Source organism: Rhizobium sp. BK661 (assembly GCF_024808825.1).
In the GTDB taxonomy this organism is placed as follows: Bacteria; Pseudomonadota; Alphaproteobacteria; order Rhizobiales; family Rhizobiaceae; genus Rhizobium.
Window position 1 is genome coordinate 204911 of sequence record NZ_JANTYT010000007.1, and the last position, 20789, is coordinate 225699.

The 20789-nt window shown below is 61.1% G+C and carries 20 protein-coding genes; 7 read left to right on the plus strand and 13 right to left on the minus strand.

All coding sequences use genetic code 11. The features are described from left to right. Positions 1-167: 167 nt before the first annotated feature. On the plus strand, positions 168-656 hold the full coding sequence (locus tag FHX16_RS17135; protein WP_183861416.1) for a GAF domain-containing protein: 489 nt from the start codon (positions 168-170) through the stop codon (positions 654-656). Positions 657-770: 114 nt separating this feature from the next. Here FHX16_RS17135 and cydX read toward each other — a convergent pair whose 3' ends face one another. The 7 genes from cydX to hemN form a co-directional block, all read right to left on the minus strand. Next, positions 771-881, minus strand: coding sequence for a cytochrome bd-I oxidase subunit CydX (gene cydX / locus FHX16_RS17140; protein WP_007790147.1), 111 nt, complete (start codon positions 879-881; stop codon positions 771-773). Between the two features lie 12 nt (positions 882-893). After that, the gene (cydB, locus tag FHX16_RS17145; protein WP_183861054.1) at positions 894-2048 is read right to left on the minus strand and encodes a cytochrome d ubiquinol oxidase subunit II; all 1155 of its coding nucleotides are present in this window, start codon (positions 2046-2048) and stop codon (positions 894-896) included. A 6-nt stretch (positions 2049-2054) separates the two neighbouring features. Then, positions 2055-3635 carry a cytochrome ubiquinol oxidase subunit I gene (locus FHX16_RS17150; RefSeq protein ID WP_183861052.1) on the minus strand — a complete coding sequence of 527 codons (1581 nt, stop codon included), beginning with the start codon at positions 3633-3635 and terminating at the stop codon, positions 2055-2057. Positions 3636-3711: 76 nt separating this feature from the next. Continuing rightward, positions 3712-5400, minus strand: a complete 1689-nt coding sequence (locus tag FHX16_RS17155; RefSeq protein WP_183861050.1) for an amino acid ABC transporter ATP-binding/permease protein — start codon at positions 5398-5400, stop codon at positions 3712-3714. Beyond that, a complete protein-coding gene (cydD, locus tag FHX16_RS17160; protein ID WP_183861048.1) occupies positions 5397-7088 on the minus strand; it encodes a thiol reductant ABC exporter subunit CydD in 1692 nt (563 codons plus the stop codon). Before cydD ends, FHX16_RS17155 begins: the two co-directional genes overlap by 4 nt. Before the next feature lie 4 nt (positions 7089-7092). Then, positions 7093-7671, minus strand: a complete 579-nt coding sequence (locus tag FHX16_RS17165; RefSeq protein WP_016554605.1) for a GbsR/MarR family transcriptional regulator — start codon at positions 7669-7671, stop codon at positions 7093-7095. A gap of 148 nt (positions 7672-7819) precedes the next feature. Continuing rightward, a complete protein-coding gene (gene hemN / locus FHX16_RS17170) occupies positions 7820-9166 on the minus strand; it encodes an oxygen-independent coproporphyrinogen III oxidase (protein WP_183861046.1) in 1347 nt (448 codons plus the stop codon). 118 nt (positions 9167-9284) lie between these two features. Here hemN and FHX16_RS17175 point away from each other — a divergent pair, with 118 nt between their 5' ends. After that, entirely contained in the window at positions 9285-10001 is a 717-nt protein-coding gene (locus tag FHX16_RS17175) for a Crp/Fnr family transcriptional regulator (RefSeq protein WP_246712578.1), read from the plus strand. A 91-nt stretch (positions 10002-10092) separates the two neighbouring features. Beyond that, positions 10093-11253, plus strand: a complete 1161-nt coding sequence (locus tag FHX16_RS17180; RefSeq protein ID WP_183861044.1) for an aminotransferase — start codon at positions 10093-10095, stop codon at positions 11251-11253. 58 nt (positions 11254-11311) lie between these two features. Here FHX16_RS17180 and FHX16_RS17185 read toward each other — a convergent pair whose 3' ends face one another. The 6 genes from FHX16_RS17185 to FHX16_RS17210 all read right to left on the minus strand — a co-directional run bounded on the left by FHX16_RS17185 (position 11312) and on the right by FHX16_RS17210 (position 17499). Then, positions 11312-12418 (minus strand): Gfo/Idh/MocA family protein, encoded by a 1107-nt coding sequence (locus FHX16_RS17185; protein WP_183861042.1) that lies wholly within the window; start codon positions 12416-12418, stop codon positions 11312-11314. 11 nt (positions 12419-12429) lie between these two features. Further along, entirely contained in the window at positions 12430-13215 is a 786-nt protein-coding gene (locus FHX16_RS17190; protein ID WP_183861040.1) for a ThuA domain-containing protein, read from the minus strand. A 75-nt stretch (positions 13216-13290) separates the two neighbouring features. Beyond that, positions 13291-14319, minus strand: a complete 1029-nt coding sequence (locus FHX16_RS17195; RefSeq protein ID WP_183861038.1) for an ABC transporter ATP-binding protein — start codon at positions 14317-14319, stop codon at positions 13291-13293. A gap of 12 nt (positions 14320-14331) precedes the next feature. Next, on the minus strand, positions 14332-15162 hold the full coding sequence (locus FHX16_RS17200; protein WP_153270916.1) for a carbohydrate ABC transporter permease: 831 nt from the start codon (positions 15160-15162) through the stop codon (positions 14332-14334). After that, on the minus strand, positions 15162-16148 hold the full coding sequence (locus FHX16_RS17205; RefSeq protein ID WP_183861036.1) for a carbohydrate ABC transporter permease: 987 nt from the start codon (positions 16146-16148) through the stop codon (positions 15162-15164). The genes FHX16_RS17200 and FHX16_RS17205 overlap by 1 nt, the downstream gene beginning before the upstream one ends. An 85-nt stretch (positions 16149-16233) precedes the next feature. Then, positions 16234-17499 carry an ABC transporter substrate-binding protein gene (locus FHX16_RS17210; protein WP_183861034.1) on the minus strand — a complete coding sequence of 422 codons (1266 nt, stop codon included), beginning with the start codon at positions 17497-17499 and terminating at the stop codon, positions 16234-16236. A gap of 315 nt (positions 17500-17814) precedes the next feature. Between FHX16_RS17210 and FHX16_RS17215 the strand changes: the two genes are divergently transcribed. The 4 genes from FHX16_RS17215 (at position 17815) to FHX16_RS17230 (ending at position 20787) form a co-directional block, all read left to right on the plus strand. Then, positions 17815-18840 carry a substrate-binding domain-containing protein gene (locus FHX16_RS17215; RefSeq protein WP_183861032.1) on the plus strand — a complete coding sequence of 342 codons (1026 nt, stop codon included), beginning with the start codon at positions 17815-17817 and terminating at the stop codon, positions 18838-18840. A 350-nt stretch (positions 18841-19190) separates the two neighbouring features. Further along, positions 19191-19544 (plus strand): hypothetical protein, encoded by a 354-nt coding sequence (locus FHX16_RS17220; RefSeq protein ID WP_183861030.1) that lies wholly within the window; start codon positions 19191-19193, stop codon positions 19542-19544. Between the two features lie 139 nt (positions 19545-19683). Further along, positions 19684-19953, plus strand: a complete 270-nt coding sequence (locus tag FHX16_RS17225) for a hypothetical protein (protein WP_183861028.1) — start codon at positions 19684-19686, stop codon at positions 19951-19953. Positions 19954-19962: 9 nt separating this feature from the next. Then, on the plus strand, positions 19963-20787 hold the full coding sequence (locus FHX16_RS17230; protein ID WP_183861027.1) for a Ku protein: 825 nt from the start codon (positions 19963-19965) through the stop codon (positions 20785-20787). Positions 20788-20789: the final 2 nt, after the last annotated feature.

Genomic DNA, 20789 nt, shown 5'->3' on the forward strand with positions numbered 1-20789 from the left:
CGCGATAGGAACTAGATAGAGTCTTATTGTCGACCGGCAAGATGGCCGCTGACAACTATCACCATCTGGTGACGTGACGGTTCATGTCGCCCTTCACGATTGCGTTTGGCAAGTGGGATGCGTGCGACTATATCGTCGCTGATGAGACAAACAGGGCGATAACGGACATGTTTCAAGCCGCGACGATAAATTCTGCCAACAAGGCCGATTTCTACAAAGAGCTTTGCCAGCAATTGCAGGGGCTTCTGCATGGCGAGAGCGATGCGATCGCCAATGCTGCGAATACCTCGGCGCTCATGTTCGAAATGATGCCGGATCTGAACTGGGCGGGCTTCTATTTCCTCAAGTCGGATAGCGAGCTGGTTCTCGGACCATTCCAGGGCAGACCGGCCTGTGTCCGCATCGCGGTTGGCCGCGGGGTCTGCGGAACCGCTGTCGAAAAAGGGGCATCGATCCTCGTCGAGGACGTGCATGCGTTTCCGGGACACATCGCCTGTGACGCAGCTTCGCGTTCGGAACTCGTCGTGCCGCTTCATCACGACGGCAAGATCCTCGGCGTTATCGATCTCGACAGCCCGACGGCGGCGAGATTCGACACCGAGGACCAAGCTGGCGTTGAGGCGCTGGCTCGGATCTTCGTCGCCGCAAGCTACTGAAGTCTGCCAGGGTTAAGGAATACGGCAGCGGAAGCGCTGCTATCCCGCTAAAGAAAAGGGACGGTCCCTCGAAGGACCGTCCCTTTGTCGTTCTCAAATCGAGGCCGGAGCGCGTTACTGCTTTCGCTTCTTCGCCTCGTCATCCATCAGTTCGTACCACATCGCGTTGAGGACTGCGAAGGCGGCGGCCAAGGGCAGGCCAAGTATCCATGCGAAATACCACATTGTTGTTCTCCTTCAGTAGGCGTGGCCGCTCTTGTCGGTGACCGTCTTCTCGTCGACCTTTCCCCAGAGCACTTTGTAGACCCAGGCGGTGTAGGCGAAGATGATCGGCAGGAAGATCACCGAGACGACGAGCATGGTGAACAGGGTGGAATGGCTCGACGATGCATCCCATACCGTCAGGCTCGAGTTGGGCTCTAGCGACGAGGGCAGGATGAACGGGAACATCGAAAGGCCGACGGTGGAAATGATGCCAAAGATCGACAGCTTGCTGAAGAGCAGAGCCGCGACCTCCCACCTTGCCCGCAGCGCGAGGAAGGCAGCGGCGGCCCCCGCGAAGCCGAGGATCGGGGCGATCAGCATCCACGGATGAGTGCCGTAGTTGGCGAGCCACGAGCCGTCATGAGTGGCCGTCTTGAAGAGCGGGTTCGACGGGCCGCCAGGGTTGATCTCACTGGTAATGCTATAGCCGTTCACCCCAATCGCCAGGAAGATTCCGCCAAGCGCAAAGAGAACGATCACGGCGAGCGAGGCAAGGCTGCCATAGGTTCTTGCCCGCTCGGCAACCGGGCCTGTGGTTTTAAGGACCAGCCAGGAGGCTCCGTGCAAGACCAACATGGAGACCGAGAGCAGTCCGCAAAGCAGGGCGTAGGGGTTCAACAGTCCAAAGAACGAACCCTCATAGAAGATCCTCATATCAGCTGGATCGAAGCGGAACGGCACGCCTTGCAGCACATTACCGACCGCGACGCCGAAGATCAGTGACGGGACGAAGCCGCCAATGAACAGCGCCCAATCCCAGTTGCTGCGCCAACGCGCGCTCTCTCGCTTCGAGCGGTATTTAAACCCAACCGGACGCAGGATGAGCGCCAGCAGAATCGCGAACATCGCGAGATAAAAGCCTGAGAACGACACTGCATAAAGCGGCGGCCAAGCCGCGAAGATGGCGCCGCCGCCGAGGATCAGCCACACCTGGTTTCCTTCCCAGACCGGGCCGATCGTGTTGATGGCGACGCGCCTCTCCGTGTCCGTCTTTGCGACGAAGGGAAGCAGCGTGCCGACGCCAAGGTCGAAGCCGTCCGTGGCGGCGAAGGCGATCAGCAGCACCCCGAGGAGCAGCCACCAGATCATGCGCAGGATTTCGTAGTCTATGAGTTCGTGCAGGATCATGATGGATCACTCCGCTGCGGGGACGAGAGTTTCGGAGATGAGTTCGGCTTCCGGCTCGTTGTCAGGGTCCGGTCCCTTCTGGATGGCCCGGATCATGAGCGTCATCTCGACGACGATGAGGGCGGTATAGAGGGCAGCAAAGCCACAGATCGTCAGCAGAACCGTGCTTGCGCCGAGGCTCGACACGGCCATTGCCGTCGGCAGCACGCCTTCGATGACCCAGGGCTGGCGTCCGATCTCTGCGACGATCCAGCCGGCTTCGATGGCAATCCAGGGAAGCGGGATGGCGAAGACGGCGATCTTCAGCAGCAATGGGTACTTGTCCAAGTGACGTCGCGCCGACAGCCAGAAGAAGGTTGCCGTCAGGACGATGAAGAACATGCCGAGCCCGACCATGATGCGGAACGACCAGAAGAGCGTCGGCACATGCGGAACGGTATCGCGTGCGGCCTGGGTGATCTGCGCGTCGGTCGCCTGGCGTGGATCATCGACATAGCGCTTCAGAAGGAGAGCATAGCCAAGCTCGTGCCCGATTTCCTCGAAGGAACTGCGCAGCTGAGGTGCGATCGCATCCGGCGTTGCGGCCGCGCGGATCTGCATCAGCGCGTCGTAAGCCTTGATACCGTCGCGGATACGAGCCTCAGCCTTCTGTTCCAGTTGGTCGATGCCGGGGATTTCCGTTGTCAGGGAGCGGGTACCGATCAGGCCCATTACCCAGGGAATATGAACGGCGAAATGCGTTTCGCGAGCTTCCTGATCCGGGAAGCCGAAGGCGGTGAAGGCAGCCGGTGCCGGTTCCGTCTTCCACATGGCCTCGATGGCGGCAAGCTTCATCTTCTGGTTTTCAGTTGCGAGGTAGCCGCTTTCATCGCCGAGGACGACGACCGAAAGCGCCGATGCCAGGCCGAAAGATGCGGCAACCGTCATCGAGCGCTTGGCCATTTGCAGATGGCGACCCTTCAGCATGTACCAGGCAGAAACGCCGAGCACGAAGATCGAGGCGCAGACGTAACCAGCCGAGACGGTGTGGACAAATTTCGCCTGGGCGACGGGGTTGAAGACCACGTCGAAGAAGCTGGTGACCTCCATCCGCATCGTTTGCGGATTGAGCGCCGAACCGACCGGGTTCTGCATCCAGCCGTTGGCGATGAGAATCCAGAGCGCCGAGAAGTTGGAGCCAAGCGCCACGCACCATGTCGCCACCAGGTGACCCACCTTTGACAGCTTGTCCCATCCGAAGAAGAACAGGCCGACGAAGGTCGCCTCGAGGAAGAAGGCCATCAGCCCCTCGATCGCGAGCGGAGCGCCGAAGATATCGCCGACATAGTAGCTGTAGTAGCTCCAATTCATGCCGAACTGGAATTCCATGACGATGCCGGTGGCGACACCGATCGCAAAGTTGATACCGAAGAGTATGCCCCAGAACTTCGTCATCTGCCGCCAGATCTGGCGGCCGGTCATGACGTAGACCGTCTCCATGATAGCGAGCAATACGGAGAGCCCTAGCGTCAAAGGTACGAATAAAAAGTGGTAAAGCGCAGTCAGCGCAAATTGGAAGCGCGATAGCGCAACTATGTCCAGTTCCATTGTCTTTCTCCCACGGTCCCACGGGATATGAAGAGTCTCCGCCAAGCCGGATTGCCGGGCGGCCATGCGGTGTGGCTCAGTCCGGTCTCAGCCGGTTCAAAGCCTTTTCGAACGCCGCCTCTCCGCGACGTGAAACTTCTGTGATGCGCCCATCCTCCATGACGGCGATGACATCCGCGATTGCTGCTTCGCGACGGATATGCGTGGCGATGACAAGCGAGCGCCCCACGGCTTGCTCGGCCAGACGTTGCATGACGTCCCGCGCGGTTGCGCCGTCGAGGCCCTCCGTTGGTTCGTCCAGCAGCCAGAGTGGCGTGTCGCGGAGGAACAGGCGGGCAAGAGCAAGGCGGCGCGACTGACCACCCGAGAGCCCCATGCCGCCTTCGCCAAGTTGAGTGTCGAGGCCACGCGGTAGGGCTGCGACATCCTGCAGGAGGCCTGCAGCGATAAGTGCGTCGCGCAACGCGGCATCCGCTGCGTCGGGGCTCGCGAGTTGGAGATTGCCGCGAACGCTATCTTGGAAGAGCTCCGTCCGTTGCGTCAGAAGCGTGGCGTCGAGTCCTTCGGCGGCTCCTTCGGTTGGGAACATTTCGGCTGCGAGGAGCGACAGAAGTGTCGACTTACCTGCACCGCTGGCGCCGACCAGCGCCAGCTTCGCGCCTGCCGGTAGGTCGAGGTCGACCTCGTGAAGCACAGGCGTTTCCGCGTCGTATCCTGCGCTGACGCGATCCAGGCGAAACGCAAATCCGGGACGCGGAGTCGCGTTGCTGTGCGGGTCTTCGTTTGCCGACAGGCGAGGCGCGATGCGGCGGGCAGAAAGAAGCGTGCGGCCAAGTTCCATCGCTCCGCGACGCAGCGCACCGAAGGGTTCGACCGCGGCGAATGCGATCAGGATACCCAGCGTGGCAACCGCTGGGCTGATTGCTTGCGCTCCGGCCAATGCCGCAACGGCAAGTAGCGAACCGGCCAGAAGAGCGGTCGTCGCTAAGCCGAAACCGAAGGTAACGCCGGTTTCGATGCGGTTCAGGCGATCATCGGCAGAGGCTGCGTAGCGGTCAGCGTCGGCAATCGCAGCCCGTTGGGCGTCGAGGCGTCCGGCCATCAACAAGTCGGTTTGCCCAGCGACGAGATCGATGGTGCGGGCGCGAATGGCTTCGATGCCGTAGGTGCGGCGGCGGGCATGCTTTGTTGCCCGGCGTCCGGCCAACAGTGGAATGCCGAGCCCCGTGCCGAGGAGGGTGGCACCGACGGCCAGCCCGAAGAGCGGGTTCATTGGACCGAGGGCGATGCTTGCGGAAAGTGCCGCAATGATTGCCACGCCGGTCGGAACCAGCACACGTAGATAAAGGGAATCCAGCGCGTCGATGTCGCCGGTCAGACGGAAAAGCAGCCGGGCGGGCCGGCGTGCGAGTTCGCGTGCGGCGCCGGGTGCCGCCCATCCACGAAATAGGCGCTCGCGCAGGGCGGCGAGTACGCTCAGCGTTGCGTCGTGAGTGGTTAGCCGCTCGCCGTAACGCGAGGCGGTCCGGCCGAGTGCAAGCAGGCGGATGCCGGCCGACGGCATGAACACGTCGAACGTAGCGACCGCCGCTGCGGAAAGTCCGGCAATGCCGGTGGCAGTGATGAACCACCCGGAGAGACCAAGCAGGGCAATTCCTGCCGATACCGTGGTCGCCGAAAGCGCAGCTCCGAGGAGCAGGCCGCGGCGGCGTTCGGCAAGGAAAAGCTTGGCGATCGGCCTGAGGGTGGAAAGCGATGCGCTCATTCGGCGGCCTCCCGTACAGTTTCGCGATCGAGGAGGATCGTCTGCTCCATGCGGGCAGCAAGCTGCGGATCGTGAGTCGCGACAACGAGCGTGCGTCCCTTGGCAAGGGCAAGGAGGCTCTCGGTGATCTCGCTTGCGGTTTCGGCATCAAGGTGCGCGGTCGGCTCGTCCGCAAGTACGATACACGCTTCCGCATTGCAGGCGGCACGGGCGATGGCGAGGCGCAACGCTTCGCCGCCTGATACTCCCACACCACCATCGCCAAGCGGACGGCGAGCGTGGCTGCGGGCGAAACGGTTGAGCTTTGCGAGATTGAGTGCTTCTGCCACAGATTGCATGGAAACGTTCGGTCGGCCGAGCGAAATGTTGCCCGCGATGGTGCCGGCAAATATGTGCGGCTTCTGGCCGACCCAGGCGATCTTATCATGAAGGGCGGGGCTGACCGGCTGTCCGTCGATCGTGACGCTGCCGGTGTCGCCGGTCACGTGACCAGCGATCAGCGCGAGCAGGGTCGATTTACCAGAGCCGCTGGGGCCGAGAAGCGCAACATGCTCGCCAGCACGGACGCTCAAATCAAATCCATCGATGGCGGCGTTGCTGTCCTTGCCGTAACGGAAGCCGACATTGGCCAGGCGGATGGCGCCGGCCGGTGCCACGGCGGGTGCGTCGGTTGCGGTGGGCAGTTGAAGGCCTTCCACATTTAAAGCATCGATTGCCTTCATGGCGGCCTCGCCGGCGGCGCGATCATGCCAGACGGCAGAGAGCTCCCGCAGCGGCTCAAAGAACGCAGGTGCAAGCAGCAGCACGAAGAGGCCGCTCGTCAGATCGAGGCCTCCGGCCCAGGCGCCGAAACGGATTTCGCCGAGCAGCGAGAAGCCGACGTAGACGGCGACCAGAGCGACGCCCAGCGCTGCGAAAAGCTCCAGAACAGCCGACGACAGGAAGGCGATCTTCAGGACGGCCATCGTTCGGGTTTTCAGCGACTCAGAGTCTGCCCTGAGTCTTGTTGCGGTAACATCGACGGCACCCAGCGAACGGATCGTCGCCATGCCACGCAGGCGATCGAGGAGGAAGCCGTTGAGGCCTCCGGTCGCGGCCAGCTGCTTCTCGCTGGCCGCCTGCGCACGCCAGCCGATCAGCGCCATGAAGACCGGGATCAGTGGCATGGCAAACAGGAGAATGAGGGCGGCAATCCACGAAATCGGGACAACGCAGGCTAGGATGACCGATGGTACGGCACTCGCCTTGAAACGGGCCGGCTGAAAGCGCGAGAGATAGGGAACGATCATTTCGGCCTGCTCGCCGATGACGCTTGCGGCTTCGCCGGAACTCGGTCTTGTGCTGTCGATCGGCGAGCGTCTGGCGAGGGCTGCTGTGGCAAGTTCGCGCCGGGCCGTCAGTTCGGTTCGGGCGGCACGAAATGCCATGCGACCGCCCGCCGCTTCGAGACAGCTTTTCGTTATCCCAAGCAGGGCGATATAAACGGCGAGCCCGAAGACCTCGTTGAAGCCGCCGCCATCTGCGATCCTGCCGACTGCGGTGGCGAGAATGGCCGCCTGCGGTATCCAGATCAGCGATGCGAGCGTCTGGACGGCTGCTGCCATTCGAAGCCCGCGATGTCTGGGCACAGGTTTTTCCGGCTTGCCGAAAGCCTGCTTTCCACTTGCGTCTAAGTAAGCACTCCCCATAGCGCTAACTCTTGTTCGCAGGATTGGGCCGGCGGCTGCGGCCGAGCGAAACAACTCGATCCTTGGCCTCCAACAGCTTCGTCACTTTCGCACCTAAAGAGAGTAGCGTTGCAAGGCGCTCGGTTTCAAGTTGTTTTACGTCTTCATACCAATGCGTTAGCTGCTCGATCAGCGCGTGCATCTCGCTCATGCGCTCTTGCGCATGGCGCTCGGCTTCACTTGCCGGCCGCTGCATCAGGATTTCGCGAAGGACCGAGAGCGTCGGGTCTACCTCTCGCTTCTTGCGCTCTTCGGCCAGAGTGCGCAGAATCTGCCAGACATCGTCGGGCGTGGTGAAGAAGTCGCGCCGGTCATCCGGCTTGTGCTTCAGCAGCACCAGGTTCCAGGTCTGAAGTTCGCGCAGGCTCATCGAGACATTCGAGCGCGAGATGCTGAGGGCATCGGCGATTTCCTCGGCGCATAGCGGCGAAGGAGACACGTAGAGCAGCGCATAGATCTGGCCGACCGTGCGGTTGATGCCCCAGCGCGAGCCCATTTCACCGAAGTGGAGAACGAAGGATTGAACAAGCGGCGGAAGGTTCATCGGGGTTTCCGTTATGTCTGTGATTTCAGAAATTTCTGAAATTACTATAACTGGCTTGGCTCTATGGGCAATCGGGGAACAAAGGCTGCGGCAATTTGGTGTCGCGGCGAGTCATAGGAAGATTCGCCGCGACAGAACTTGATCTGGATCAAACGGCGATCGAATGTTTCGCCCGCCCCTGATCGAGATAACGATCGAATTTCGCAGCGATCGCCCGCACGAAGGGCCGGCCTTTCGGTGTGATCGCGAAGGTGTTGCCGTCGAATGTCGTCAGTTCATCCTCGTTGAATAGATGCGCCCGCATCGCATCGGTGACGACAGCGTCGGCGGCGCGTCCAAAGCGTGATCGGAGATCGGAGACAGAGAAGGCGTAGCTGCACATCAGATCCTCGATGGCGGACGCAGCTGCGCGGTCGCCGTCAGAGAGGGAAAAGCCGCGAGCAACAGGTAGACGACCGTCCAGGATTGCCCGGCAGTATTGCCCCGTCGCCGTGATGTTCTGGACATAGCCCTGCGGCAGCCGCCCGATCGAGGACGCGCCGAAACCGATCAATGCGTCCGCCTCGTCGGTGGTGTAGCCTTGGAAATTGCGTCGAAGCGTGCCGTGGGAAAGCTTCTGTGCCATGCAGTCACCTGGCTTTGCAAAATGATCGATCCCGACAGCCACATATTCGGCGGCAAGAATGGCCTCGGCACCGGCAGCCACCATCTCGAAGCGTTCCACCGGACCGGCCAACGTCGCTGCATCAATCTGCGACTGATGCTTCTTCATCCAGGGGACATGGGCATAGCCGAACATGGCGATCCGATCGGGCGCCATGGAGAGACATTGTTCGATCGTTCTCAACAGCATCGTTTTGTTTTGGTGCGGCAGGCCATAGACGATATCGAGATTGATCGAGGAGACACCGAGATCTCTTAGCGTGGTCACGACGTCAGCCGTCTCCTCGAAGCTTTGTGGGCGGTTGATCGCGGTCTGTACGATCGGCTCGAAATCCTGCACGCCGACACTTGCCCGCGTTATGCCCAGGGATCTCCATGCCTGCAGGCGCTCGGCGTCGACATGAGTCGGGTCGATCTCGACGCTGATCTCGGCGTTCGATGCAATATCGAAATGCCGATCCAGTGTGTCGCGCAATCTCTGCAGGTCTATTGGGTTCACGATCGTCGGCGAACCGCCGCCGAAATGGATCGCACTGACCTTGCGCCGCTCGGGCAGGCACCCGGCAACAAGCTCGATCTCCCTGTTGAGAACATCGAGATAGGCGGCGATCGGGTCGTAGCGGCGCACCTGCTTGGTATGGCAGCCGCAATAGGAGCAGAGCCGATCGCAAAACGGGATATGCAGATATAGCGACAGCGATCCATCCGCCTCCTGGCCGAGCCATTCCCGATAGACCGCTTCGTCGACGCCGTCATGGAAGTGCGGAGCCGTTGGGTAGCTGGTGTAGCGTGGCACGCGAGCGGCGTAGCGGGCGATGAGTTCGGCGTTCATGGCGTGTCCTTTTGGGGAAGCCATAACCGGCCCCGAACGGCGACACTTTGATCTCGATCAAGAAAACGCTGTTCTCCCGCTGCAGCTGTAGTCTATGCTTTTGCGCGGAGCTGATTTGATGCGCAAAGACATACATAATTCAAACATACCAGTGCGTTGCATGAGCTGCGAGGTTCGCCACAAGGGCATTTGCGGTGCGCTCAGCGCCGATGAATTGCTGGCGCTTTCCGCGCATACGCGCCTGGTCAACCACGAATCCGGCGATGAGCTTGCCGGCGAGAAGATGCCGGCCGAGTCCTACGCGACCGTCATCCGCGGCGTCGTGAAGCTCACCAAGACGCTGGAGGACGGACGCCAGCAGATTGTCGGCCTGCAGTTCGCGCCCGATCTTCTCGGCAGGCTGAACGCGAATGAGAATGCAGTGTCGGTGGAGGCGGCTTCCGACGTCAACCTCTGTCGCATTCCGAAGGCGGCGCTGGAGCGCATGGTCAAAAGCAATCCTGCGCTTGCCGAACGCCTGATGTCGCAGACGCTGCGCGAGCTCGACGAAGCCCGCGACTGGATGGTGACGCTTGGGCGCAAGACGGCGGCGGAGAAGGTTGCGAGCTTCCTGCTTTTGATCGCAACGCATCTCGATCCCGAGGCCGTCGGCGAAAAGCGCAAGTTCGATCTGCCGCTATCGCGGGCTGACATTGCTGACTTCCTTGGGCTGACGATCGAGACGGTCTCTCGCCAGATGTCGAAGCTGAAGGCCGATGGGGTGATCTCGATCGTTGCCAACAGGCATATCGAGGTGCCGAAGCTCTCGAAGCTCAAGGCCTGCTGCGGCTCCTGACGATCTCTGTGCGACACCCTTCAATGCCGGTTGCCGAGGAAGCTCATTCCGTGCAGGAGTGACAGTTCACCTCGTTTGAGAAGAGAGCTGCATGTCTGCCTTCGCCAATCCGCTTGTCTCCCGTCTGTCTCCGCCTCCCATTCCCTCGGTGCTCGCCTGGGCTCGCGAATACAAGGGCGACAAGGGGCCGTTGGTCGATCTTTCGCAGGCGGTGCCCGGCTATCCGGCCCATCCTGAAATGCTGCGGCTGCTTGGCGAAGCGGCATCGTCGCCGAAGACGACGGGCTATGGTCCGATCGAGGGCGAGGGCGTGCTGAGAGAGGCTTATGCCGGGCATATGTCCAAGGTCTATGGGGCGTCCGTTTCGGCAGCCAACATCCATATCACCGCGGGCTGCAACCAGGCCTTCATGTCGGCGGCAATCGCGCTTGCCGGTTCCGGCGATACGGTGGGACTGACCAATCCGTTCTACTTCAATCAGGAGACGACTTTGTCGATGCTCGGCATCAAGCGCGTTCTGGTCGAGTGCGACCCCGAGAACGGCTTTTTGCCGGAGATTCACTCGGCGGAGAAGGCCCTGGCTGATGGCGCCAAGGTACTGGCGGTCGTGACACCGAACAATCCGACAGGCGCGATCTATCCGCCTGAGTTGCTGCTGGAGCTGTTCAACCTCTGCCGCAAGCATGGGGCGTGGCTGATCGTCGACGAGACCTACCGCGACTTCCTTCCCGACGGCTACGGCGCTCCGCATCCGCTGCTTGCGATCCCCGGTTGGGAAGACACGCTGATCCTGCTCTACAGCTTCTCGAAGTCCTTCTGCATTCCCGGCCATCGCCTCGGGGCGATCACGGCAGGCGTCGACGTCGTTGCCGAGATCGCCAAGGTCATGGACAATATGCAGATCTGCGCGCCACGCGCGGCCCAGGTTGCGGTTGCCGCGGCGATGCCGATCCTTGCCGACTGGCAGGCAGAAAACCGCCTGGAGATCGCACGTCGCGCTGATGCGTTGCGGGCCGTGATATCAGGGTTGCCCGGCTGGGAGATCGGGGCGCTTGGCGCCTATTTCGCGTTCATCCGCCATCCGTTCGCGGAGCTCAGCTCAGCCGCTGTCGCGGAGCGCCTGGCGAAGGAGGCCGGTGTCGTCTGCCTGCCGGGAAGCTATTTCGGGGAAGGTCAGGAGCACTATCTCAGGCTTGCCTTCGCCAATGCCGACGCTGCTTCGATCAGCCTGCTCGCGGATCGTCTGCGGTAGTTTGAAATGATAAAGGCCCGCATCGGCGGGCCTTTATTCCTCTTGGCGAATTCTCGTATCAGACGACGACCGTTAGCGGCGGTATCCGCTTGTTTGCCGGGTTAGCCTGCTCGGAGGCCTCCAGCAGATTGAGCTCCCGCCGCTCCTTCTCCGACACGATCGCAAGGTCGAGGACCTTCTGCAGGTTTGCGGCGTGGCGGAAGGTCGGGTCGTCCTGCTTTCCGGTTCTGACGGCTTCGGCAAAGCGTTGGTAGTTCGTCAGAACGGCGGGCACTTCGATGTCGCGCCAGGTGGCGGTCTCGATGTCCTCGCCGAAGCAGCCGCGCAGTTCGGAACCATCCGGGCGATGGATGACCTCGAGGCTGCCCTTTTCGCCATAGATGCGAAGCTTCAGCTCGTTGAGGTGGCCGGTTGCCCAACGGGTCGCATGGATGACGCCAAGCGCACCGTTGGTGAAATCGACCGACATCGTGAAGCTGTCGTTGGCATCCAGCAGATATTCGCCGATCTGGCCGCCGGGAGCCTTGTTGAAGGTCTTCAGGCGGGCAAAGACGTGGTCGATATCGGTCGCTGCGCCATAGGCGGCGAAGTCGAGGATGTGGATGCCGACATCGCCAAGCACGCCGTTCGAGCCGTGGCCGGTCGACAGGCGCCACAGCCAGCGCGATTCCGTGCGCCAGTCACCCCAGGCGCGCGAGACCAGCCAGCTTTGCAGGTAGGAGGCCTCAACGTGTCTGATTGTGCCGAGCTCACCAGCCAGCACCATTTCGCGGGCGCGCTGCAGGGGCGCGACGTTGCGATAGGTGAGGTTGACCATGTTGATGACGCCGGCAGCTTCAGCGGCTTCCGTCATCTCGAGTGCATCGGCATAGTGCTCCGCCAGCGGCTTTTCGCAGAATACATGCTTGCCTGCTGCGATCAGCGCCAGGCTGGTCGCATGGTGGATGCGATCCGGCGTGACGTTGGTCGCCGCGTCGAATTCACCCCATGCGATCGCTTCTTCGAGGGAGAGGAAGCGATTCTGGATATGGAAGTGATCGGCAAATTCGGCAAGGCGTGCCGGATCGGTATCGACGGCGCCGACAACCTCCACGCCATCGATGGCGAGGAAGTTGGCAACCTGGTTTCTGGCCATCGAGCCGGTACCAAGAACGAGTAGACGCATATGTGTGCTCCTCAGCGGTAACCGGCTTCGCCGGCCTGATGCAGACGCGGGCCGCGCTCGACGATCGGCTCAAGAGCCCTTTCGACGGGGACATTCGGGGCATCGGTGATGCTCTTCAGATCGCCTTGCGGGTTATAGGCCCATTTCACGCCGTTGATGAGTACCTTCTGGACGTTGGCATCATGATAGGTCGGATAGGTTTCATGGCCAGGGCGGAAGTAGAAGATGTTGCCGGCGCCGCGGCGCCAGGTGAGGCCCGAACGGAAGACTTCGCCACCCTGGAACCAGGAGATGAAGACCGTCTCCAGCGGCTCCGGCACGGAGAACTGCTCGCCGTACATTTCCTCGTTTTCGAGGACGAAGTTTTCATCGAGGCCAGCGGCGATCGGGTGGCGCGGGTTGATCGTCCACAGACGCTCGCGCTCGCCGGCTTCGCGCCACTTCAGCGCGCAGGGGGTGCCCATCAGGCGCTTGAAGATCTTCGAGAAGTGGCCGGAGTGCAGGACCAGCAGGCCCATGCCTTCCCAGACGCGCTTGGCAACGCGCTCGACGACGACGTCGGAGACCGCGCCGTGATCCTTGTGACCCCACCAGGTGAGGACATCGGTTTCGGCAAGGCGGGCTTCCGTCAGGCCGTGCTCGGGCTCCTGCAGCGTGGCCGTCGTCGCCTGGATCGCCGGATCGGTGTTCAGGGCATTGGCGATGGTGGTGTGCATGCCTTCGGGATAGATGCCCCGAACGATGGCATTGGTGGTTTCGTGGATGTTTTCACCCCAGACAATGGTGCGAATAGCCAAGTGATTGCTCCTTCATGCGGATGGTCGATCGACCTCGATGGGAAGCGAGGCGGATCCTGTGGTTTCGGGTAGGTGTCAGGCCGCGCCCTTGAGGGGTACTCTTTCGAGCGCGCGTCCGGATTGGTCGAAGCGGTGAACACGGCCAGCCATCGGGGAAACCCCGAGTTTCTGGCCGGGCTGGTGGCCGGAGACGCCCGTCTCGCGCACGACCAGCGGCTCCGATGTGCCGATGTCGAGATAGACGAAGCTGTCCGAGCCGAGAATTTCGGAATGAATGACGGTGCCGCTCCAGGCGGCGTCCTGCTGAACGATCTCCATATGCTCGGCGCGAACACCGATGGTGTGGGCACTGTAGGGTGCCGCGAATTCACCGGTCAGGAAGTTCATTTTCGGCGAACCGATGAAGCCGGCGACGAAGACGGAATTCGGTGTCTCGTAGAGTTCGAGCGGCGTGCCGACCTGCTCGACGACGCCATCCCGCAGGACGCAGATGCGGTCGGCCAGCGTCATCGCCTCGACCTGGTCGTGGGTGACGTAGATCATCGTCGTGCCGTGCATGCTGCGGTGAAGCTTGGCGATCTCCAGACGCGTTGCGACGCGCAGCGCCGCATCGAGGTTCGACAGCGGCTCGTCGAACAGGAACACCTTGGGATCGCGGACGATGGCGCGGCCGATCGCGACACGCTGGCGCTGGCCGCCGGAGAGTTGGCGGGGCAGGCGTTCGAGATAAGGCGAGAGCTGCAGCATGCCGGCGGCCTGCTCGACGCGGGCCCTGCATTCTTCCCTGGTGCGTCCTGACAGTTTCATCCCGAAGGCCATGTTCTCGAATACGGTCATATGCGGATAGAGCGCATAGGATTGGAAGACCATGGCGATGCCGCGCTTCGACGGTGCGTAGCGGTTGACGGCCTCGCCATCGAAGGAAAGCGTACCCGAGCTGATGTCTTCCAGTCCGGAGATCAGCCGCAGCAGCGTGGACTTGCCGCAGCCGGACGGGCCGACGAAGACCATGAACTCGCCTTTGCGGATATCGAGCGAGACGCCCTTGATGACTTCAAGCGCACCGAAGCTCTTACGGATATTGTCGAGTCGAATCTGTGCCATATCGTGCTTTCTTCAACCTTTGACGCCACCGGCAGTCAGGCCGGAAATGATGCGCCGCTGGAATATCAGGACCAGGACAACGACAGGGACCGTGACGATGACGGATGCTGCCATGATGTTGCCCCACGGGATTTCGAACTGGCTGCCGCCTGAAAGCAGGGCGATGGCAACCGGCACCGTTCGCTGAGCGTCCGATGAAGTGAATGTTAGGGCGAAGAGGAATTCGTTCCAGGCCGTAATGAAGGCAAGCAGGCCGGTCGTGACCAGAGCAGGCCACATCAGCGGCATGAAAACCTGGGTGATGATCACCCACGGCGAGGCGCCATCGACGATCGCCGCTTCCTCGATTTCAATCGGCAGATCGCGCATGAAGGTGGTCAGAACCCAGACCGTGAAGGGCAGGGTGAAGATCATGTAGGAGAAGATCAGCGCGAAAGGCGTGTTGAAGATGCCGATCCACCGGATGAGCTCGAACAGGCCGGCGAGCACGGCGATCTGTGGGAACATCGACACCGACAGGATCGTCAGCATCAGCAGCGCGCGACCGCGGAAATTGACGCGGGCAAGCGCGTAAGATGCGGTGACGGCGAGCAACAGCGAAGCCGCGACAACCAGGATGGCGACAAGCAGCGAGTTACCGAGGCTGCGGATGAAGCTGCCCGTGGTCAGGACCGTCGTGTAGTTGGTGAGCGAGATCGAGGTCGGCCAGTAATTGACCTCGAAGAGGGCCGTGCCGGCTTTGAAGCTCGTCAGGATCGCATAGTAGAACGGGAATACCGCGATGACGACGATGACGGCGACGAGCAGGTAGAAGAGGGTGTTCTTGGTAGCGGTCAGCAGCATCAGCGTTCGCTCCCGCCGAGTTTGACGCGACCGAGCCACATGTAGAGCACGGTGATCGTCGCGATGATCAGGAAGAGTACCGTCGAGGCGGTTGCGCCATAGGCGAACTTGTCGAAGTCGAAGAGGTTTTCGCGGGCCATAACCGACATGGTCTTGGTCTGAGCATTGTTCGGCGTCAGCACGTAGATCAGGTCGAAGATGCGCAAGGCGTCGAGCATGCGGAAGATCACGGCGACCATGATGGCTGGGCGGACCAGCGGCAGGGTCAGGCGCCAGAAGACCTTGATCGGGTTGATGCCATCGATCTTGGCGGCTTCGTAGATATCGGCGGGAACCATCTGCAGGCCGGCGAGGATGAGCAGCGCCATGAAGGGCGTTGTCTTCCAGACGTCGACGATCAGAACGGCAATCATGGCCGTGTCGGGATTTGCGGTCCAGGCAATCTTCTGGGTGATCAGGCCCATGCCGAGGAGGATGTCGTTCAGGATGCCGAACTGGTCGTTGAGCATCCAGGCCCACATCTTGGCGGAAACGATTGTCGGGATTGCCCAGGGAACGAGGATGGCGGCGCGCACGATGCCGCGGCCGGGGAAATTGGCGTTCAACACCAGGGCGACGACGAGGCCGAGAATGGTTTCGATGGTCACCGACAGGAACGCGAACTTCATCGTGTTCCAGACGGCGCGCCACCAGTTCGGGTCCGCAAGCAGGCCGCTATAGACGGTGCGCCCGCTCTTAAGCGTGATCCATGAGAGATAATTTTTGAAGCCGACGAACTGGGCGTCACCGAGGCTCGTGAGGGATGCGTTCGTGAAGCTGAAATAGATCGTTCTGAAAAGCGGCCATCCGGCAACAACGGCCAGAATGAACAGGGTGGGGGCCAGGAATATCCAGGCGGAACGGATGCGCTCGGAGCGCAGGTCCGACGAGGTATTGACGGCGCGCGCTCGCGATCCGACGCTTGAGGAAACTGCGGCTTCAGTCATGAGGTACCCGCTTCTTGAGGCGATTTGACGATGGCGGCTTCGGGGAAGGGCAGCGGCGGACGCCCGCCGCTGCCGATGCCGTCGGTTACCAGTTCTCGCCCTTCAGCGTCGTCAGGTCGGCCTCGAGAAGCTCGAGGTTTTCTGCGGAGGTGCCGTTACCCGAAAGCGAGTTATGAACGGCGGTCCAGAACTTCGAGGAGACCTCGTTGTACTTGACCTTGGCGGATGCCGATGGACGCGGAACGGCGTTCTGGAAGATCGGCTTCCAGTTCGGCATGAACGGTGCTGCGGCCGCGATGTCCTTGTCGTCGTAGAGCGCAGACAGTGTCGGCAGGTTGGAGAGCTCGATGGCGCGCTGCTTCTGGCGTTCCTTGGAGGTCAGGAACTTGACGAGCGCAATTGCGACGTCCGGGTTCTCAGAGTACTTGGAGACGGCGAGGTTCCAGCCGCCGAGCGTCGAGGATGGCGTGTCGCCTTCCTTGGCAACCGGAAGTGTCGTTACGTCGAACTTGCCCTTGACGGCGCTGTCCCCGCCATTGCCGAGAGCGTAGGCATAGGGCCAGTTGCGCATGAAAACGGCATTGCCGGTCTGCCAGACGCCGCGGGACTCTTCTTCCTGGTAGGCGAGCACGCCGCCTGGCGAAATCGTTCCGACCCAACCCTTGGCGCGGTCGATCGCCGCTGCTGCCTTCTCGTTGTTGATGGAGATGGTGCCGTCCGGCTCGATGATCTGGCCGCCGCCTGAGGACTTGACCCACTCCAGCGCATTGCAGGTCAGGCCTTCATAAGCGTTGCCCTGGAACACATAGCCCCAGAGATCCTTCTGGCCGGCTGCGCGTTCCTTGTCCTGGATTTCCTTGGCGGTCGCCGCCATTTCGTCCCAGGTCTTCGGCGGCTGTTTGCCGTACTTGTCGAGCAGGTCCTTGCGGTAGAAGAGCGCCGGCGCATCGGTGTAGAGCGGCATGGCGACGAGGCGACCGTTCACGGTCTGCGAGGCGATGATCGACGGGAAGAAATCGCCGACGACATCCTTTGCGGCATCCTTGAGGTCGACGAACTGGTCGGCGAGCTGCGGCGCCCAGATGACGTCGGTCTGATAAACGTCGACGTCCTTGTTGCCGGCGGCGAGCCACAGGCGATACTGCGAGAACTGCTCCGTCGAAGACGACGGCATGGTCACGATGCTGACCTTGTTGCCGGTTGCCTTCTCGAACTCGTCGAGCTGCTTGCGGAACAGGTCGAGGTTCTTGCCGGTCGAGCTTGCGGAAATACTGATGTTGGCGGCGAACGAGGGCTGTGCGACACCGAGCAGCGCGGCCGCGATGGCGACCGCTGTGAAATGAAATTTCATATCTTCCTCCCAAAAGAACCAAACATTGGAAAAATTGAAAACGGTTTGGCTGGAAAAAATTGTCAGAAGGTCGATATTGAGTCAAGCGGGCACACGTGTCAAAGTCGCACAACCGCGATCACATATTGATAACAAAGAAAAATCATAGGGATGGCGGTAGTTTCGGTTGTGGGAAAAAGAGACAAACCTCACTCGAAGGAATATCTAAAATTGAAAACGGTTTGGTTATTTGCGAACTGATACGCTTAGGCCATAAGGGAGACAGCACCTGCTGGCGTCCAGCCAGCCAGGTCAGGACGAAAGACGCACTGTCGGATGAAGCTTAAAGAGTTCGCGAAGCAGGTAGGATTGTCCCCGACCACGGTCAGTCGGGCGCTGAGCGGCTACCCCGAGGTGAGCGAGACCACGCGCGCCCGTGTGGCGGAAGCTGCTGCGCGGCTGGGCTATAGCCCGAACGTCAATGCCGTGCGGCTGAAAACCGGTCGAGCAGGGGCTATCGGCGTGGTAATGGGGCGCGCCGGCGAATTTCACTTCGCGGAGTTCATGGCCGGCATGGCGGAGCGGCTGGTGGCGGAGGAGACCGACATTCTCGTCATCCCGATGGCGGATCCCAACCATGAGGATGAGATGCAGCTCTACCGTCGACTCGTGGAGAGCCGGCGTGTCGACGCGATCATCGTGCACTCGCCCAAACCCAATGACGAGCGCATTGCGCTGCTCCACGAACTCGGCATGCCGTTCCTCGTGCACGGGCGGTCGGCCATCGATGTGCCGCATGCCTGGCTCGACATCGACAACGAAGCTGCGATCAAGCGCGCCACGTCGCACCTGATCGATCTTGGCCACCGGCGCATTGCAATGATCAATGGTCGGTCGGGCGCGACCTACGCTCTTCACCGGGACAGTGGCTTCCGCAAGGCACTTCAAAGTCACGGCATCGAGCCTGATCCGCAGCTGATGGCGAGCGGCAACTTCACGGACGAGCTCGGTTTTCGGTTTGCGCGGTCCTTCTTGGAGCAACCGAACCCACCAACAGCCTTTGTGGCGGGATCCATGATGACGGCGCTCGGTGTCTATCGCGCGGTCCGATCGCTTGGGATGCAGATCGGGCGCGACGTCTCGGTCATCGCCCATGACGACGTCTTTCCGTATCTCACCGCCGACAACATGGTGCCGTCGCTGTCGGCGACGCGGTCCTCGATGCGGGCGGCCGGAACGCGATGTGCGGATCTTGTCCTGCAACTGCTGTCGGGTCGGTCTCCATTGGAAATCCACGAGCTCTGGCCCGTCGAACTCATTCTGCGCGAATCGACGGGGCCGGCGAGACCGTCCAGGTCCTAGTCTTCCTCGTCCGGCGCGCCGCGAGCGAGCCGTTTCAGGGCTGCCTGCGAGTAGAATATCGCGCGGTTCCCCTGGAATCTGGAAAGTTGATTGCCTCAAGCAAAGGATTTCGGTGCCTCGTTGATTGAGCCGGCGGCGCCAACGCGGCATATTGCCGGCAGTTGCTGACGCATGTCGGCCATCCTCCCGGTCGATGAAGCAACTGTTCCCTCTGGAGGTTCTTGACCTCACACCTTAGCCACCGCGGGAGCGGTGGCTTTTCTTTTTGTGCGCCGCTCCCTTTCCAGCAACTTGGAACCTTCGGTTGTCGCTTCCGTTCCTTCAAAGAAGAGATGTTTAAGGAGAGCGTCATGCAGGTCGTCGGTACGCAGGTCATTCCCGAAATGGGCGGCAAACGGGGCTTTACCATCGAATTCGTTGGCGATGGTGGAGAGGTGGTTTCCGTGCTGCTACGGAACGACGAGGCGCAATCGGTCAACCCAAGAAACGCGGTCGAACGCGCCAAGGCGCTGATGCTGGAGATCGCCGCCGCGACCGACGAGGGTACTTCCGATCCCGTGACAGCGCGGCCCAGCGCTCGTGCGTCGGGTGATCAAAGTACAATGGAAGAACAGCTCGACGAGGGACTGGAAGGCACATTCCCGGCGAGCGACCCGGTTTCGGCAACCGGCTCCACGGTCCCGAGGGGGCCGGCAAAACATTGAGCGGAGCAAGGAGAAGATCGGTTTTTCCGTTCGCCGGGTGACTTTTAGCAAAAAAAGCGAGCGGAGGGCCCGGATTCCCGGAACTTTTTCGCCTTTGATCTGTTGAATCCCTTCGTTGCAAACGCGGGCGGGTGACACGGTGCCTCACATCCCAAAAATCGATCGCAAGAACGGTCGGGTGGATGCGCGAGACAGGCTGATTATCGCGCTGTACGCGCAGCTCAAAGCCGAGCGCCAGACACGCGAAACCCTTGAATGGGTGATCCGCAACGGCGGACTGTCGACCGACGTGCTTGAAGCGATCGCCGCAGATCCCGTTCCTGTCGTGACGAGCGACGACGTCGCGGCCGTCGAGAAGATCGTAGCATTGGACGAAAGACGGCGGCGCAAACTGCAAAACGACAACTGAGGGAACGTCATGGCGGCTCGGGCAAGCTGGAAGGGTCATCTGAAAGTCGGGGATCTCGTTTGCGCGGTCGGATTGTACACCGCCGTCTCCACCTCGGATCGCATTTCGTTCAACATCATCAGTCGAAAGACCGGCCATCGCGTCGAGCGGCAGTTCGTCGACAGCGAGACTGGCAAGGCCGTCGAACGTGATGATCAGGTCAAGGGATACCAACTGGACAACGGCGAATACATTGTGATCGAAGGCGACGAGATTGCGGGCGTCATGCCTGAGAGCGACAAGGTGCTGAACGTCCAGAACTTCGTGCCCTACAACGAAATCAACAAGCTCTATTTCGACAAGCCGTACTACTTGGCGCCCGTCAGCGGGGATGACGGGGAGGCGCTCGGGCTGATCGCTCGTGCGATGCGCGATCAGAAGGTGGCGGCGATTGCCGAGGCGGTGCTGTTCCGCCGTAACCGCACAGTTCTGATCCGGCCGCAGGACGACTATATCGTCGCCACCACGCTGAGCTTCGACTACGAGGTCCGCAAGCCCGATACGGTCTTCAAGGACATTCCGGAGATGAAGTTCGACGAGGAAATGCTTGAGTTGGCCGGCCACATCATCGGTACCAAAAAGGGTACGTTCAATCCGCAGGAATATGAGGATCGATACGAGACGGCGCTCTCGGAGCTTGTAAAGGCGAAGATCGAGGGCCGGGAGCTGCCCAAAGCAAAACCAAAGCCGCAGGGCAAGGTCATCGACCTCATGGATGCCCTTCGCCAGAGTGCCAAGCTGAGCGCCAAGCCACGGGCGGCGAAGCGCGCCTCTAGCGAAACGAAAGCGAGCTGAGC

What these genes read in the sequence shown, in the direction of transcription:
- FHX16_RS17230 (WP_183861027.1), top strand. Translation starts at nt 19,963, where the DNA reads ATGGCGGCTCGGGCAAGCTGGAAGGGTCATCTGAAAGTCGGGGATCTC.
- FHX16_RS17210 (WP_183861034.1), bottom strand. Translation starts at nt 17,499, where the DNA reads ATGAAATTTCATTTCACAGCGGTCGCCATCGCGGCCGCGCTGCTCGGT.
- FHX16_RS17220 (WP_183861030.1), top strand. Translation starts at nt 19,191, where the DNA reads ATGCAGGTCGTCGGTACGCAGGTCATTCCCGAAATGGGCGGCAAACGG.
- FHX16_RS17155 (WP_183861050.1), bottom strand. Translation starts at nt 5,400, where the DNA reads ATGAGCGCATCGCTTTCCACCCTCAGGCCGATCGCCAAGCTTTTCCTT.
- FHX16_RS17175 (WP_246712578.1), top strand. Translation starts at nt 9,285, where the DNA reads ATGCGCAAAGACATACATAATTCAAACATACCAGTGCGTTGCATGAGC.
- cydB (WP_183861054.1), bottom strand. Translation starts at nt 2,048, where the DNA reads ATGATCCTGCACGAACTCATAGACTACGAAATCCTGCGCATGATCTGG.
- FHX16_RS17195 (WP_183861038.1), bottom strand. Translation starts at nt 14,319, where the DNA reads ATGGCACAGATTCGACTCGACAATATCCGTAAGAGCTTCGGTGCGCTT.
- FHX16_RS17135 (WP_183861416.1), top strand. Translation starts at nt 168, where the DNA reads ATGTTTCAAGCCGCGACGATAAATTCTGCCAACAAGGCCGATTTCTAC.
- hemN (WP_183861046.1), bottom strand. Translation starts at nt 9,166, where the DNA reads ATGAACGCCGAACTCATCGCCCGCTACGCCGCTCGCGTGCCACGCTAC.
- FHX16_RS17180 (WP_183861044.1), top strand. Translation starts at nt 10,093, where the DNA reads ATGTCTGCCTTCGCCAATCCGCTTGTCTCCCGTCTGTCTCCGCCTCCC.
- FHX16_RS17185 (WP_183861042.1), bottom strand. Translation starts at nt 12,418, where the DNA reads ATGCGTCTACTCGTTCTTGGTACCGGCTCGATGGCCAGAAACCAGGTT.
- FHX16_RS17200 (WP_153270916.1), bottom strand. Translation starts at nt 15,162, where the DNA reads ATGCTGCTGACCGCTACCAAGAACACCCTCTTCTACCTGCTCGTCGCC.
- cydX (WP_007790147.1), bottom strand. Translation starts at nt 881, where the DNA reads ATGTGGTATTTCGCATGGATACTTGGCCTGCCCTTGGCCGCCGCCTTC.
- FHX16_RS17215 (WP_183861032.1), top strand. Translation starts at nt 17,815, where the DNA reads ATGAAGCTTAAAGAGTTCGCGAAGCAGGTAGGATTGTCCCCGACCACG.
- cydD (WP_183861048.1), bottom strand. Translation starts at nt 7,088, where the DNA reads ATGGGGAGTGCTTACTTAGACGCAAGTGGAAAGCAGGCTTTCGGCAAG.
- FHX16_RS17205 (WP_183861036.1), bottom strand. Translation starts at nt 16,148, where the DNA reads ATGACTGAAGCCGCAGTTTCCTCAAGCGTCGGATCGCGAGCGCGCGCC.
- FHX16_RS17165 (WP_016554605.1), bottom strand. Translation starts at nt 7,671, where the DNA reads ATGAACCTTCCGCCGCTTGTTCAATCCTTCGTTCTCCACTTCGGTGAA.
- FHX16_RS17150 (WP_183861052.1), bottom strand. Translation starts at nt 3,635, where the DNA reads ATGGAACTGGACATAGTTGCGCTATCGCGCTTCCAATTTGCGCTGACT.